The organism is Microbacterium sp. NPDC060117, from assembly GCF_042729315.1.
Classification (GTDB): Bacteria; Actinomycetota; Actinomycetes; order Actinomycetales; family Microbacteriaceae; genus Microbacterium.
This window is the reverse complement of sequence record NZ_JBHWXR010000002.1, coordinates 723792-739275: the sequence shown is the minus strand read 5'-3', so window position 1 is coordinate 739275 and position 15484 is coordinate 723792. Positions and strand designations below refer to the sequence as shown.

11 protein-coding genes are annotated in these 15484 nt (G+C 71.8%); 9 read left to right on the top strand and 2 right to left on the bottom strand.

Translation table 11 applies throughout. The features are described 5' to 3' along the window. Positions 1 to 380: 380 nt before the first annotated feature. Positions 381 to 2918, bottom strand: coding sequence for a bifunctional lysylphosphatidylglycerol flippase/synthetase MprF (locus ACFWCK_RS09665; protein WP_378805607.1), 2538 nt, complete (start codon positions 2916 to 2918; stop codon positions 381 to 383). 193 nt (positions 2919 to 3111) lie between these two features. Between ACFWCK_RS09665 and ACFWCK_RS09660 the strand changes: the two genes are divergently transcribed. Beyond that, positions 3112 to 3357 carry a hypothetical protein gene (locus ACFWCK_RS09660; protein WP_378805606.1) on the top strand — a complete coding sequence of 82 codons (246 nt, stop codon included), beginning with the start codon at positions 3112 to 3114 and terminating at the stop codon, positions 3355 to 3357. A gap of 13 nt (positions 3358 to 3370) precedes the next feature. Here ACFWCK_RS09660 and ACFWCK_RS09655 read toward each other — a convergent pair whose 3' ends face one another. Further along, a complete protein-coding gene (locus ACFWCK_RS09655; RefSeq protein ID WP_378805605.1) occupies positions 3371 to 3847 on the bottom strand; it encodes an Lrp/AsnC family transcriptional regulator in 477 nt (158 codons plus the stop codon). 113 nt (positions 3848 to 3960) lie between these two features. Between ACFWCK_RS09655 and ACFWCK_RS09650 the strand changes: the two genes are divergently transcribed. The 8 genes from ACFWCK_RS09650 (at position 3961) to ACFWCK_RS09615 (ending at position 15414) form a co-directional block, all read left to right on the top strand. Then, positions 3961 to 5166, top strand: coding sequence for a trans-sulfuration enzyme family protein (locus ACFWCK_RS09650; RefSeq protein WP_378805604.1), 1206 nt, complete (start codon positions 3961 to 3963; stop codon positions 5164 to 5166). A 127-nt stretch (positions 5167 to 5293) separates the two neighbouring features. Then, the gene (locus tag ACFWCK_RS09645) at positions 5294 to 6559 is read left to right on the top strand and encodes an MFS transporter (protein ID WP_378805972.1); all 1266 of its coding nucleotides are present in this window, start codon (positions 5294 to 5296) and stop codon (positions 6557 to 6559) included. 147 nt (positions 6560 to 6706) lie between these two features. Next, complete coding sequence (locus tag ACFWCK_RS09640) at positions 6707 to 9061, top strand: hypothetical protein (RefSeq protein ID WP_378805603.1); 2355 nt, start codon at positions 6707 to 6709, stop codon at positions 9059 to 9061. Next, positions 9058 to 11718, top strand: a complete 2661-nt coding sequence (locus ACFWCK_RS09635) for an FtsX-like permease family protein (protein ID WP_378805602.1) — start codon at positions 9058 to 9060, stop codon at positions 11716 to 11718. The genes ACFWCK_RS09640 and ACFWCK_RS09635 overlap by 4 nt, the downstream gene beginning before the upstream one ends. Positions 11719 to 11793: 75 nt before the next feature. Beyond that, positions 11794 to 12747 (top strand): ABC transporter ATP-binding protein, encoded by a 954-nt coding sequence (locus tag ACFWCK_RS09630; protein ID WP_378805601.1) that lies wholly within the window; start codon positions 11794 to 11796, stop codon positions 12745 to 12747. Further along, positions 12744 to 13448 carry an ABC transporter ATP-binding protein gene (locus ACFWCK_RS09625; RefSeq protein ID WP_378805600.1) on the top strand — a complete coding sequence of 235 codons (705 nt, stop codon included), beginning with the start codon at positions 12744 to 12746 and terminating at the stop codon, positions 13446 to 13448. Before ACFWCK_RS09630 ends, ACFWCK_RS09625 begins: the two co-directional genes overlap by 4 nt. A gap of 83 nt (positions 13449 to 13531) precedes the next feature. Continuing rightward, positions 13532 to 14119, top strand: a complete 588-nt coding sequence (locus tag ACFWCK_RS09620; RefSeq protein WP_378805599.1) for a helix-turn-helix domain-containing protein — start codon at positions 13532 to 13534, stop codon at positions 14117 to 14119. Further along, complete coding sequence (locus tag ACFWCK_RS09615; RefSeq protein WP_378805598.1) at positions 14116 to 15414, top strand: MFS transporter; 1299 nt, start codon at positions 14116 to 14118, stop codon at positions 15412 to 15414. Before ACFWCK_RS09620 ends, ACFWCK_RS09615 begins: the two co-directional genes overlap by 4 nt. The last annotated feature ends 70 nt before the right edge of the window (positions 15415 to 15484 follow it).

The window sequence follows — 15484 nt, the reverse complement described above, 5'->3', positions numbered from 1 at the left end:
ATGTGCGCCTGAGGTGCGGCGGGGTCGAACAGCCGTCGCTGGGCCGGCTCGGACGGAGCGCTCGCGGTGTCGGCAGGGGCCGGCGTCTGCGCGGTGGCGGGCGCCTGTGCGGCGGCCTGCTCCCTCAGCTCCCGGCGCGAACGGGGCGCGGCGGTGCCGGCGGTTGCGGAGGGGGATTCTGTCGTGCGGGCAGACGTGTGCGCGGTTTCGGGGGCTCGCGAACTGATGATGTGCTCCTCGGGCAGCGGAGAGGGTGTGACGTCTCCGCTTTCGGGGGGAACGGAGGGGTGTTACAACTCCGTAATAATACGGACTGTTCCTGAGAGTTCCATACATTGGTCGCGAAACGCCGTCTCGGCGTGGCGCGATCGGAGCGGTCGTCAGTGCTCGCCGCCGCGGTTGGTGATGGTCTGCACGAGCGCCAGGTACTCCTTCGGAGTGGCTTCCGGGAGATACGCACTGCCGATGGCCATGCCGATCGTGGCGAGCTGCGCCGGATCCGCGTACGCCATGTAGATCGTGTCGTAGCGCGGGTTGAACTTGCTCTTGAACCGGAACAGAGAGGTGAAGCCGTAGGCGGGCTCGAGCATCTCGCCGAGCCAGCCGAGCAGTCGGGTCATGACGGTCGGATCCGGGGCCTGCTCGCCCGGCTTGGTGGCCAGCGGCGCACCCGAGAGACTGAGCCTCTGCGCGCCCTGCTCCTTCATGTGAAGCGCCGCGGACGCGATGATGAACTCCATGATGCCCGGCATGGATCCGTCGCTGCGGCGCATGAAGTCGATGGTCCAGCCGGTGATCCTCCCGTCGGTCCAGCTGGGCAGCCAGCTCGTGGTCGCCTCGATTCCGCCGTCCTTGTTGAGAGCGAGGAAGATCCCGACGTCGGAGTCCTTGAGCTCCTCCATGCCGCCGAGCGTGAATCCCATCTCGGGGAGCTTCTTGTGGGCGACCCACTCCTCGCTGACCGCCGTGATCTCCCGCGAGTAACGGGTCGGCAGATCGTTCCATGTCGACCACAGGGTGGTGATGCCCTCGCGTTCGCCGCGGTTCAGCGGCTGACGCACCTTCTGCCATGCCTTGCCCGCCAGCTCGAAGTCCGGCAGGTCGATCACGGTCTCCTCACCGACGGACATGTACTGCCAGCCGAAGGACTGGAAGATCGGCAGGAAGCGCTCGTGGAAGCTGTAGAAGCAGGCGGACCAGCCCTGCGATTCGCAGTAGGCGATGAAGGCCTCGACGGTCTCGCGCTCGGTTCCCTCGGCGCAGACCGGATCCGACACGGTCAGCGCGATCTTGCGGATGACGCGGTAGGCGACGGCGCCCTGACCGTCCGCGGTGAACCAGTAGCTGTTGCCCGGCCAGGTGCCCATGAAGCCGAGGGTGCCGCCGCCTCCTGCGCGCAACAGGGCCCGGAATCGCGCCTCCTCGACCACGTGGCGGTCGACCTCGGTGGCGCGGAACAGCCGCACGCTCGCGACGATGAAGACGATCCAGAACGGCACGCCGATCCACTGGTAGACGAACAGCGCGGCCCCGTCGACCGGGATCCCCGCATCCGCGATGGCGGGGAGAAGGCCGCTGGAGACGAAGGGGCGCACCAGGTCGGCCAACAGTTCGCCGAGGGGCGGCTGTCCGTCCAGATAGTTGTCGCCGTCGATCAGGCCGATCACGAGGTAGATGCCGGCGCACACCACGAACGCGCCGATGACGGTGGCGGTGAAGCGCCGGACGGCGATCCGGGGCGCGGTCACCCGGAAGTGCCGCCGGGCGACCAGCAGCAGGGCGATCACCCCGATCGGCACGAGTACGGCCAGGATCATCGCGATCCCGTCCTCGATCAGCAGTGTTCCGCGGATCTTGTCGTCGAGCAGATCATTGATGCCGACCGAGGTGGCGGTGAGCACGGCGATCACCACGTTGACGACCAATGCCATGATCCACGCCGCCCGGCGTCCGGTGCGCAGCCCCCAAGCGGCGACGAGCGTGAGCAGCAGCGGGACGAGGCTCACCAGGAACGGTCCGGGGCCGGAGTTGAGGATCGCGTCGGCCTGGCGCACGCAGTCCTGGGTGAAGTCGGTGGCGCACGAGGCGGGCATCTTGTCCACCTCGAGCGGGGAGAAGCCGGAGACGACGAGCCCGAGCGGCGAGTACCAGGCGCCGGAGATGAGTACGATGAACGGCCCGAGCCCGGTGGCCGCCACGATCGCCGCGACCAGGGTGCGCACCTCTCGATGGGAGCTGCGATGCCAGGTCGGTCGTGTGGCGCCGCGCGCCAGCACGAGACCGAGGAACAGCCCGAGCACGCCCGAGAGCAGCCGGAACACGCTGTCGCTGTCGGCGGCGTACAGCGCGAACATCACCAGCAGGGTGAAGCCGACGACGCGGATGCGGCGCTGCCACAGCGCGGGGGCGAGCGCGCTCGCGGCCATCAGCATGCCGACCGTGCCGATGGTGGGATCGGCGACGGCGTCGTAGCTGGCCAGCAGCCCCCACTGCGAACCCCAGGACACCATCAGCCATTGCGCGGTCAGGCCGATCACCATCGCGACCACTCCGGTCAGCAGGAAGGTCCATGCGGCGCGGACGCTGCCGAGCTTGCGCTCCGCGTACGCGCCGGCGGTCAGGATCAGCAGGATGGCGAGCACGCCGCCGATCACCGAGTCGCCGAAGAGCAGCGCGGTGAGCGGGGTCCACCAGCCACCATCCTCGATGGTCGTGCTCACCGAGGCGGCGAACTCCTGGGGGAAGCGGCCCAGGAACGTGCCGGTGACGAAGCCCGCCGCCAGCACCACCAGGGCGAGCATCGCACTGAACGGGTTGCCGAGCAGATACATCCGCACTGACCGGATCCAGCGCGGCGTCTCGCGCGGTACGGGCGGGGGAGTGACGGTGCCGGCGGGGGCGTTGTCAGAGGCGGTCATACATTGCTCTCTCTGCGAGGAGGCGCGGTTCGTACCGGATCCATGCGGCGGCGAGGCGCCACCTCCTTCAGAGTGCCCAACCTCTGCGGCGTTGTACAGTCGCCATGCCCTGCGCCGAGAACCTGTCCCCTTCGGTGCCGACGGTCGTACCCTGAAGAGGAGAGATGCGCCATCTCCCGATGGGAGGATCAGCATGAGCCAGGACGACCGACCCCAGATCCCGGATCCGCGCGACGGACTCGAGGGCACGTACACCGAGGTCGACGGGGAGCCCGGACAGGAGCGCACCGTGCACGGGCAGTACACCCGCACCGAGCGCGGCGGCCCCGATCCCGAGGACGAGGGCGCCTACGCCGATGCCGAGCACGGCGGCGGCACGGAACCCCCGCGGCACTCCGCGCACGACCGCCACGGCAAGTACAACCGCCACGACCAGTGACCCGCTGAGGGCGTCAGCGCGGCGCGACGAGGCCCGAGCCGTCGCGGCGTTCGAACACGAGCTGCGTCTCCGTGGCGCGGACGACGTCGTGCACGGTGATGCGCTCCAGCACGATGTCGCGGAGAGCACCGGCATCGGCGACGGCGACGTGCACGAGGAAGTCGTCGGCGCCCGCGATGTGGAACACCTGCAGCACGCCCGCGGTCGCCTCCAGTGCGTCGAACAGCGCCTCCACGCCGGCCTTGCTGTGGTTGCCCAGTCGCACCCGGATCACCGCCTGTACCGGACGGCCGAGTGCGGCCGGGTCGAGCTGCAGCCGCAGCCCGAGGATCACCCCACGCGATCGCAGCGAGCGCAGCCGGAACGCGCACGTGGAGGCGGGGATCCCCAGGGCGGCCGCGAGCTGCTTGATCGGCGCGTCAGGGCGCTCGGACAGGGCGCCGAGTATTCGCAGATCGAGTCCGTCGAGGCCGTGCTGCTCCGCGCTCAAGATCCGCTCCTCCTGCCGTCCGATGGTTGTGCTGAGAACAAGCTTCCCACTCGTGTCGGCTCCCTGCAGCAACGCATGTGGTGGATCTCTGCGCACGGGGGGATCCTGGGGGCATGATCGACGACGATTCCCTGCGTGACATGCCCCTGCGTCCCGAGACGGTGGCGGTGCACGCCGGCCGAGCCGACCTCGCCGCCCTCGGCGTGCACGCCGCGCCGATCGACCTCTCCTCGACCAACCCGCTGCCGGACATCGTGCACGGCGGCGACTCCTATGAATCGATGGCGACCGGCGGCCACCCGCTGCCGGACGGCGGCAACGTCTACGCCCGCCTGTGGAACCCGACCGTCGCACGCTTCGAGGAGGGCCTCGCCGAGCTCGAGCACGCCGAGGCCGCCGTCGCGTTCTCCAGCGGCATGGCCGCGATGACGGCGGCGATCCTGTCGCACACCACGGCGGCAGGCAAGCATCACATCGTCGCGGTGCGGCCGCTCTACGGCGGCACCGACCACTTGCTCGACTCCGGGCTCCTCGGCGCCGAGACCACCTTCTGCGCCGAGGACGAGGTGCGTGCGCATCTGCGTCCGGACACCGGCCTCGTGGTCGTCGAGACCCCGGGCAACCCCACACTCGACCTGGTGGACATCGCCGTCGTGGTGGCGCAGGCGGGCGACGTGCCCGTGGTTGTCGACAACACGTTCGCGACCCCGCTGCTGCAGAACCCCCTGGATCTCGGTGCCGCCATGTCACTGCACAGCGCGACGAAGTACATCGGCGGTCACGGCGACGTGATCGCCGGCGTCATCGCGTGCTCGGAGGAGACGGCGCAGGCGCTGCGCCGCGTGCGTGCGATCACCGGGGCGCTGCTGCACCCGCTCGGCGCCTACCTGCTGCACCGCGGGCTCGCGACGCTGCCGGTGCGGATGGAACGGCAGCAGCGCTCCGCCGAGCGCGTCGTGGCATGGCTCGCCGAGCACCCCGCCGTGGCCGAGGTGTTCTACCCCGGCATCGACGACGAGCGCGGTCTCATCCCGCGGCAGATGCGCGGCGGGGGCGCCATGATCGCCGTACGGCTGCGTGACGGCTACGCCGCCGCAGAGGCGCTCACCGGATCCGTGCGACTGTTCACGCATGCCGTGTCGCTCGGTGGCGTGGACTCGCTCGTGCAGCACCCGGCCGCGCTCACGCATCGTCCCGTCGCGGCCGAGGCGCGCCCGGGCGCCGATATCGTGCGACTCTCGATCGGGCTCGAGGATCCGGAGGATCTCATCGGCGATCTCGCGCAGGCACTCACCAGGATCGCCGCACGCGTGGTGTGACGCGGCGCGCACCGCGCGCTCCGTCCTGACGCCCCGTTTCCCGAGCGGGTGCGGCGCGGCGAGGGGCGCGCGGAGGTCGCGTGCCGTCGATGTCCGAGGCACCCGGCAGACTTGACGGGTGACCGGAATGAGAGCCTTCTGGACAGCGCTGCCCACCGCGGGGCGCTGGCTGTTGTCGACCGTCGCGATCCAGACGCTGGGCCGCGGGCTGACCCTGCCGTTCACGATCATCTATCTGCATGAGGTGCGCGGGTTCGATCTGGGCGTCTCCGGTGCGCTCATGAGCGTCATCGCCGTGACCGGGCTGGTCGTCACCGGGCCCGCCGGCACGCTGATCGACCGCTACGGCGCCCGTCGGGTGCTGCTGGCCGGTCTCGCGTCGATGATCGCGGGCTGCACCCTCCTCGCCTTCGCGACGTCGCCGATCACCGCGGCGATCGCGCTCGTGCTGATGGGCGTGAACTTCGGCGTCTCCTGGCCCGGCTTCAACGCGCTGATCGCCACGATCGTCGCCGGCGAGCTGCGTCAGCAGTACTTCGGCGTGAACTTCGCCCTCGTCAACCTCGGCATCGGCGTGGGCGGGATCATCGGCGGCTTCTTCGTCGACGTGCATCGGCCGGAGACGTTCATGGCGATCTTCCTGATCGACGCGGCCAGCTCGCTGATCCCGATGGCGCTGCTGCTCGGACCGCTGCGGCATGTGCGCACGCACGCCGACCCCGGCGAGGAGCATGAGCAGCGCGCCGAGGGGTACCGGCAGATCCTGCGCCGCCCGGCGGTGCTCTGGCTCACGCTGCTGACGTTCCTCGCCGTGTTCATCGGGTACGGGCAGATGGAGGGCGGCTTCCCGGCCTTCGCCCGTCAGGTGTCGGGGGTCTCGACGCAGGTCATCGGGTTCGCGTTCGCCGTGAACACCGCCGTCATCGTGCTCCTGCAGTTCGCCGTCCTGAAGCTCATCGCCGGCCACCGGCGCACCCGCGTGATGCAGGTGATGACCCTCGTCTGGGGGTTCTCCTGGGTGCTGCTGGGACTCACTGGGCTGCTGCCTAAGACGCTGGCATCCGCGATCGGCGTGCTGCTGTTCATGGGCGTGTTCGCCTTCGGGGAGACCATGCTGCAGCCCACGGTGCCCGCGATCTGCAACGACCTGGCCTCCGACCGCAGCCGCGGGCGGTACAACGCGATCAATGCGGCGGCGTTCCAGGGTGGGGCGATCGCCGGCCCGATCGCGGCCGGCGTGCTGCTCGGCGAGGGGCGTCAGATGTGGTTCATCGTGGCCATGGTGGTGGGATCCCTGCTGATCTGCGCTCTGACGATCGCGCTCGAGCGGCGTCTGCCCGCGGCCGCGAACGGCGTGCCGGCCGCGGCGGTGCCCGAGGTGCGCGGCGCCTGACCGCGGGCTCGAGTGCGGCGCCGGTGGCGCGGAGAAAACCATTGCGCGGCCGCGGCACTGCCTCCAGGATGGGGAAGTGCGTTTCGTTCGGATCGGTAACGATCCCCTGACGAGCGCGCGGAGCGGTCGGTGACACGGACGAGGACGATGACGTTAGCGGTGAGGCGGGCGCGGCAGCAGACCGCGCGACTCCTGCTCGTCCTGCTCGCCGCCGGCCTCGTCGTTCTCGGGGTCGGTGGAACCGAAGCACTGTCGGTCCGGCTCGTGGGAGACGGGGTGCACCGGGTCGCGGAACGCGCAGAACCGACATCGCGCGCTGCGAACGTCACCGCGTTGCGCGCGGAGGATCCGGACGCGCAGGACCGCGCCGTGCGAGCGGCGATCGCGAAGGCGTTCGCCGGCGCACCCGTCGACGTCAGTCGGATCGCGGTGAGCGAGATCTCGGTGGGCAACCCCGACGCCGTGCAGGCGATCAACGGGAAGGACGTCCCCGGTCGGGGTGAGCTGGCCGACGGAGCCTGGCCGCGACGCTCCGGCGACGCGGCCGTGCTGGCCGCCGCGGCGGAGAAGCGCGGATGGCGCATCGGCGACGTGATCCCGCTCGGGGCGGACGCGGCGGGGGGAGTCGTCGAGGTCACCGTGGTCGGAACCTGGACGGCGAAGGACCCTGCGGACCCCGCCTGGGCGGGGGATCCCGCGGTGGCGTCCGGCGACTCCGACGGTGCGGCGGGGCCCGTGCTGATCACCGCGGACGACATGGCGCGGCTGTGGACCACGCCGACGGTCACCTGGATCATCCAGCCGACGGCGCTGGCCGTCGACCGGCTGGACGGGTACCGCGCGGGGCTGGCACGCCTGGCGCAGCTCCCGGCCGAGGTCGATGCCGACAATCGCTCGAACACTGCGGTCGGGGGTGCGCTCGGCGACCTGCTGGATCGGGAGATCCGCGCGGTCGCAGTCGCCCGCGGCATGATGGCGGCGCCCACGGCGATCGTCGTGGCGCTGGGGGCGATCGCGATCGCCGTGATCCTCACCGCGTTGGCGGGAGCACGTCGAGAGGAACTGCGTCTGGTCCGCGCGCGCGGCGCTGCCGCGTCGGGCATCTCCGCGGCGGCAGCCGGCGAGGCCGCGGCGACGACCGGCGTCGGCGCCGCGCTCGCCCTGTGCGTTCTGCTCCCTGCCGGTGCGCCCGGCGTCCCGACGATCGTGGCGGGTGCGCTCACCGTGCTGATCGCCGCGGGAGTCGCCGCCTTCACCGCGGTGCGCGCCTCGGCGCCGACGACAGCGGCGCGTTCCGATGCCGGTCGGGGGATCGTGCTGGCGCTGCTGCTGCCGGCGCTGATCGTCGCAGCGCTGGCGGGGTTCGCGCTCTGGCAGCTGTTCGCGCAGGGCGGGGTGGTCTCGGAGGACGGCGCCGCGGATCCGGTCGCGTCCGCGGCCGGCGCCGCATCACTGCTCGCGCTCGGCCTGTTCGTCCCTGTGCTCGCCGTGCTCGTCGCGGCGATCGCCGAACGCGCGGCCCGTCGCGGTCGCGGCATCATGCCCGTGCTGCCGCTTCGACAGATCGCGCGCCGTGCCGGGATCGCCGCGGTCGCCATCCTGTGCCTGGCCCTCGCCGCGGGTTCCGCGACGATGGCGATCGGCGCCGGACCGCTCGCCGAGACCGTGGACCGCTCCGCCGTCCGCGCCGCCCTCGGGCAGGACGTGCGCGCTTCGGGCGGCGCGCAGCAGGCGGTGCCGCTCACCGCGGCGGAGGCGGAGGCGCTGCCGACGGTCACCCGCGCAGCCGAGGTGCTGAGCCGGGATGCAGACGTCGGTGCGGACACCGTGGCGTTCGTCGCCGTCGACCCGTCTGCTGCCGCGATCCCCGCAGCGGAGCGCGGGGTGCTCACCGCCCGGACCGGCGCCGACCTGCCCGTGGCGATCACCGCCGCACTCGCGCAGCGGCTGGGCGCCGTGCAGGGGACGCGCTTCGCGATCACGCTGCGTCCGGAGGGCACGCGCCTGCAGGCCGAGGTCGCCGCGATCCTGCCGACGATCGCGGGCATCGGATCAGGCCCCGGGATCCTCGCCGATCGCACCACCGCCACGACGATGGCCGAGGGGGTGCCCGCGAACGAGCTGTGGCTCGCGACCTCCGACCCTTCCTCCGTCGCCGCGACGATCCGGGCCCGGTCGAGCACGCCGGTGCGGATCCTCACCCCCGCCGCGGTGAGCGTCGCGCCGATCACCGGGACGTCCGCGATCCTGCTGGCCACCGGCTCTGCGGCTGCCGCTCTCCTGGGTCTGCTCGGCTTCCTCTCGGCCGTCGCCGCGGATCGCTCCCGCCGAACGGAGGAGCGCATCACCCTGCGCGCCCTCGGGCTCAGCGCGGTGCGGCAGCGGTCTGCGAGGTTCGGCGAGGTGGCGGGCATCGCGGTCTTCGGCGCGCTCGGCGGCGTGGGCGCGGGGCTCGCCGTGGTGACCGCGGTGCTGCCGATGATGTGGGGGAGCGGATCATGACGCGCCATCCCGCCACCGCCGCCGTGGTCCTGCGCACGGTGCTCACCGCGCCACTGCTGTCGTCCTTCCTCGTCCTCGCGATCGCCGCCCTGACGTTCGTGGGCGTGCTGGTGCCCGCGCTCATCGACCAGGCGCGCACAGCGACGGTGCAGCACCAGATCGAGGAGATCCCCGAGATCGGCCGGCCGCTCACGGCGTCGCAGCCCGGGATCGCGGGTCTGTCCAACGGTGCTCCGGTCGAGGAGCACGCGTGGTCCAAGCCCCTCGCGGCCCTGCAGGCGGAGCGCGAGCGGCAGCCCGAGCCGCTGCGCAGTGCACTGGGCGCCCCTCGCGTGCTCGGGAGCTTCGGAGCGACGGCGCTGCAGGCCGAGCGCAAGGTCCCGCGCAACCTGGTGCAGCTGGTCATGGATCCGGGGCTCGAGCATCGCAGCCGCCTCGTCGCGGGGGCGTACCCGCAGCCCACCGACCCCGCCACCGGCATCGACATCGTGCTCACCGAGCAGGCTGCGGCGGATCTGGACTGGAAGGTCGGCGAGGTGCGTCATCGCCAGGACCTCACGGTGCGCCTGACCGGCCTGGTCGCTTCCAACGGCGCGGATCCGCTCGCCTGGAAGATGCTGGTCGGCTCCATGAAGCCGACCATCCAGTACAGCCCTGACGGGGACCGCATCCTGCAGACGGTCGGTTTCATGGCGCCCGACGAGGCCCTGCGGCTCGGGGACCTGCTCACGCAGACATCGACGGCGTCCTGGATCCCCCTGGATCCGCACGGGATCTCCGCTCCGGACGCGGCGACCGTGAGCACCCAGTTGCGGCTGTTCGTGGCGAACCCCGTGCACGTGGGTGAATCCGGGGGATTCTTCGATCGCGGTCTGCAGTTCTCCTCGCCGATCGCGGACGCGCTGGATCACGGGGTCGCCCGCGGGAACGCGCTCGTCGCGGTGGTCGCGGTCGCCGCTGTGGGGCCGCTCGCCGTGGCCGGAGTGATGTTGGCCCTGGCCGGACGGCAGCTCGCGCTGCGCCGCTGGCGGGCCGCCGCGCTCGCCCGGGCCAGGGGCGCTTCGATGGCGCAGCTGTCCGTGGTCCTCGGCGGAGAGGCACTCGTGCTCGGTCTGCTCGGCGCGGGGATCGGGTTGGCGGTCGGGGCGGTGCTGTCGCCGCGTGGTCCGGATGCGCTGAGCTTCCTGGTGGCCGCCGTGCTCGTGCTCGTCCCGACCTGTGCGGTCCCGGTCACCGTCACCACCGACCTGCGCCGTGCCGAACGCCGGGACGGGAGCGCGAAGCGATCGCGGCCATGGCGGCGCCTCCTCGCAGAGGCCGTCATCGTGGCGCTCGCCGTCGCGTTCGCCGTCCTCCTCCTGGGTCGTGGTGAGGTGGTCCGGGTGGATCCCGTGCTGCTCGCGATGCCGGTGCTCATCGGCGGTGTGGGCACGGTGGCGGTGCTGCGGCTGCTCCCGCTCCTTCTCGACGCGCTGCACCGCGGTGCCGGGCGCCGTACCGGCCTGATCGCGCTGCTGGGCCCGGCACGAGCGCTGCGCGATGCCGCTCTGCGCACCGCGCCGGCGCTCGCCGCCGTGATCGGCATCGCGGTGGCGGTGTTCTCGGTGTCGTTCGCGGCGACCGTGTCGGACGGGATCGGCCGTACGGCGCGGGACGCCACGGGCGCCGACGTGGCCGTGTCGATGCCGTACTTCGAGGATGCGCAGATCGAGGCCGCACGGAAGATCCCCGGCGTCGAGGCGGTCGCGACACTGGACGCCGACGAGATCGGTCAGGGTGCCTCGCCGGGCGCTTCCGATCGGGTGCGCATCTATGCGATCGACCGGGACGCCTTCGCGCGCGTGCAGCGCGGCTTCGACGGTGCGCTGCCGCTGCCCGCATCGCTGACGGCGGCATCGGGCGGATCCGTCCCGGTCGTCGCCTCCGAGCAACTGCTCGCCCAGTTCGGCGACACGCTCACGGTGAACGGACACGCCGTGCGGGTCGTCGCCCGCACCGCGCAGCCGACGCCGTTCGGGAGCGCGGAGAAATGGGTGATCGTCGACCGCGGGAACATCGACAGGATCGGCATCGCCTCGCCGCTGGTCACGAGGCTGTTCGCCTCGGTCGCCCCCGGCCACGATCCGCGTACGGTCGCGACGGCGCTCACGGCGCGACTCGGCGACTCGGCCACCGCGACGACCGTCGACCAGATCATCGCGCAGGCCGCTTCGGATCCGGCGTCGTCCGCCCTGCGGACCGCGCTGCTCGTCGCGACGGCGGTCGTCGCGGTTCTGCTCGCGTTCGCCATCATGCAGACGCTCATGCTCGGGTCGGCGGCGCGTGCTCGCCTGCTCGCACTGCTGCGCGCGGTCGGCTATCCCCGGCGGAGGGAGTTGCCGCTCGTGGCCTGGGAGGTCGGGCCGGCGCTCGTCGTGGCTGTTCCGGTGGGCGTGGTCTCGGGGCTCGCGATGTCGTGGCTCGTGGTCGGCGCGCTGGACCTGCGCGGCTTCACGGGAGGGCAGGCCGCTCCTGCACTCAGCCTCCCCGTGGTCTGGCTCATCGCGGCGGTGCTCGGATTCGTGGCGGTCACCGCCGTGGCCGTGCTGCTGGCGACGGGCGCCGCGATGCGGCTGCGCAGCGCCGACGCGATCAGGGTCGCTGATGACGAGGGGTGATCGCATGCGGCGAGGACACAAGGGGCATGGCGATGAGGAACGGAAAATCATGAACGCACGAGGAGGGGCCGGGCGATGAGCGACGTCGACATCGCGTGCGAGGGACTGGTGCGCATCTTCACAGCCAAGGGCATCGAAGTGCAGGCGCTGCAGGGGCTGGATCTGCGTGTGCAGGCCGGGGAGATGGTCGCCATCGTCGGCGCGTCCGGATCCGGCAAGTCCACGCTGCTCGGCATCCTCGCCGGACTCGATGCGCCGACGGCCGGCAGTGCGCGGGTCGCCGGGCACGACCTGGTGACGATGCGCGGCGCGGAACGACTGCGCTACCGCCGCCGCAGCGTCGGCTTCGTCTGGCAGCAGTCCGGGCGCAACCTGCTGCCCTACCTGACGGCGCGGGAGAACATCGCGCTCCCGCACGGCGTCGCCCACGTCGTGCCGAAAGGGGAGCGCGCCGGTCGCGCGCAGGCGCTGCTGGAGCTCCTCGACGTCGCGGATGTGGCCGATCAGCGGCCCGCGCAGCTGAGCGGAGGCCAGAAGCAGCGGGTGGCGATCGCCGTCGCGCTCGCGAACGAGCCGCGCGTGCTGCTCGCTGACGAACCCACTGGCGAGCTGGACGAGCGCACCAGTGCCGACGTGCTCGCCGCGATGCAGGCCGTCAACACCGAGCACGGCGTCACGACGCTCATCGTGACGCACGACGCCGCGGTGTCCGAACATGTCGACCGGACCGTCCGGATCCGCGACGGACGGACCTCGACCGAGACCCTGCGCAGCACGCACACCGATGACGAAGGGCGCGAGGTGCGGATCGCGCAGGAGTTCGCGGTGCTCGACCGCGCCGGCCGCATGCAGCTGCCCGGTGAGTTCGTGAGCGCCCTGGACCTGCGCGATCGTGTGCGTCTGACCCTCGAACCCGACCATGTGCGGGTCGGGTCGGGCGCGGCTCCCGTCCCACCGGGCGGCGAGCCGAGGACCGACGACGCGCCGGGGCAGAGCGATGCGCCGGCGTCCGGGGAGGAGCGATCATGACCGAGGTGCTGCGTGCAGAGGGACTGACCAGGGTGTTCGCCGCACCCGGCGGTGACGTCACCGCCGTCCGCGACGTCGATCTGACGGTCTCGGCGGGAGAGCTCGTCGTGATCACGGGGCGCTCCGGATCGGGCAAGACCACGCTGCTGACCATGCTCGGGGGCCTCGATCGCCCGACCCGTGGACGTGTGCTGCTGGACGAGCACGATCTCAGCACGGGCGACGCGAGTCATGTGCTGGGGGAGCGGGTCGCCTCGATCTTCCAGACCGCGGGCCTGCTGCCGGTGCTCTCGGCTGCGGAGAACGTCGAGGTTCCGTTGCGGATCCGCCGCACGCCGGTGGCAGAGCGGGAGCAGCGCGTGGCGCGGGCACTGGAGGCGGTGGGGCTGGCCGATCACGCGCGGCAGCGCCCGACGGAGCTCTCCGGCGGCCAGCAGCAGCGCGTCGGGATCGCCCGTGCACTGGTGATGGATCCGGCGGTGCTGATCGCGGATGAGCCGACCGCGCAGCTGGACAGCGAGACCGGTGCGCAGATCATGGATCTCATCGCGGGCCTCGTCCACCAACGCGGAACGGCCGCGATCGTGGCCACGCATGACGCGGCCATGCTGACGCGCGCGGACCGGGTGCTGGACCTGCACGACGGCGTGCTGCACGAGCTCGGCCCCCGGGCGCTCGCGGCGAAGACAGGTCGCCACTGACCTCACCGCCCCGCGGATCTCATCGTGCATGGAAGTTATGCATAGTACTTGTGCATAAGTTCTGTGCATGCGATCCTGGAGGCATGGACACCCCGGAACCTCCCGTCAGCATGCGCCTCGACGAGAAGGCTGTGCGCGTGCTCGCCCACCCGCTGCGATCCCGCCTCCTCGGCGAGCTGCGCGTGCACGGTCCGGCGACGGCGACGCAGCTGGCCGCGGCGCTCAAGACGAACACCGGAGCGACGAGCTACCACCTCCGTGCACTGGAGGATGTCGGTCTCGTCGCCGATACGGGCGACGGCGTCGGCAAGCGGCGGATCTGGCGTGCGAGCACCGACTCGCATTCCTGGACCAACTCGGACTTCGCCGACGATGAGGACGCGCAGACCGCGTTGGGCTGGCTGCGTCGCGACTACGTGCGGCAGTTCGCCGCGCGAGCCGAGCGCTGGCTCGATGCCGAGAGCTCGTGGCCCGGCGTGTGGGTCGACCGGCTCGGCCTCGAGGACGTGTTGCTCACCGTGACCCCGGATCAGCTCGCGGACTTCCACACGGAGTTCGACGCGCTCGCCGAGAAGTACCGGCGCATCGGAGAGGGTGATCATGCCTCGCGGCGCGTGCATGTGGTCGTGCAGAGCACGCCGGTCGACCTCGATCCGCCGGAGGAGTCATGAGCGCCGGCGTGGCGGGCGTCGAGGCCGGGGCCGCGATCGCGACGGCGCAGCGTCGGCTCCTGCTGCTCTCCGCACTGCGCTGGCTTCCGGTCGGCGTCACGCTCGGGGTGACGGTCCTGCTGCCGCTCGAACGCGGTCTGTCGCTCGCCGAAGTCGGATCCATCCTCGCCATCCAGGGATTCGTGGCGCTCGCACTGGAACTGCCCACCGGCGCCCTCGCCGACACGCTCGGCCGCCGTCCGGTGCTCGCCGCCTCCGGGGTGCTCGCGGTCGTGGCCGCCGTGCTGTTCCTGCTCGCCGACTCGTTCGCGCTGTTCGCGGTGTCGCTCCTGCTGCAGGGCGTGTTCCGCGTGCTCGACTCCGGTGCGCTCGAGGCCTGGTTCGTCGACGCCGTGCACGAGCACGATCCGCAGGCCGAGGTCGCGCGGCCCCTGGCGCGCGCCGGCACGGTGCTCGGCGTGGCGATCGCCGGCGGAGCGCTGCTCGGCGGCCTCCTGGTGGCGTGGCACCCGCTGGGCGCGCTGTCCGCGCTCGTGCTGCCGCTGCTCGTGGCGATCGGACTGTACGCGGGATACACGATCCTCGTCATCGTGCTGGTGCGCGACAGCCCTCAGCCGGACGCAGCGCCGCGGCGGCTGGTTCAGACCATGGCACACGCCGCACGGCAGACCCCGCGGACGATCGTGGACGGGTTGCGTCGTGCGGCGAGCTCCCGGGTGCTCGCGGGGCTCGTGCTCGTCGAGGTGTTCTGGTCGGTCGCGATGATCGCCTTCGAGACTCTCACACCGGTGCAGCTGGAGGGCCTGCTCGGCGGGGAGGCGGCGGCCGCCGCCGTGTTCGGGCCCGCGTCGGCGGCCGCGTGGGGGCTTTTCGCCGTCGGATCCCTGCTCGCCAGCCGTCTGAGCAGGATCATCGGCGTGACCTGGACGGCGATCCTGAGCCGCATGCTGAACGGCGCCTTCGTCGTGCTGATGGGACTCTCCTCGGGCCTGGTCGGCCTGCTGATCGGCTACGGGCTGACGTACCTCGCGCATGGTGCCGCGGGGCCGATGCACTCGGCCCTCCTGCACCGTGAGGCCGATCGGTCCACCCGCGCCACGGTGCTCTCCCTGAACTCGATGGTCTCCGGCGGCGCGTACAGCATCGGGCTGCTGGTGCTCACCGCACTCGCCGGCGCGACCTCCGCGGCGACCGCGACGGCCATCGCCGGGGCGTTCAGCATCCTGGGCGCGGCCTGCTATCTGCCGGCCCTGCGCCAGGAGCGCCGCAGAGGGGCGGCTCTGCACGTCGCCTGAACCGCGGGCGGCCGCCGGGCGAGGACGGGCGGACCACGGAGCGGCTACCGGCCGGCCCCGGGCGCCCACC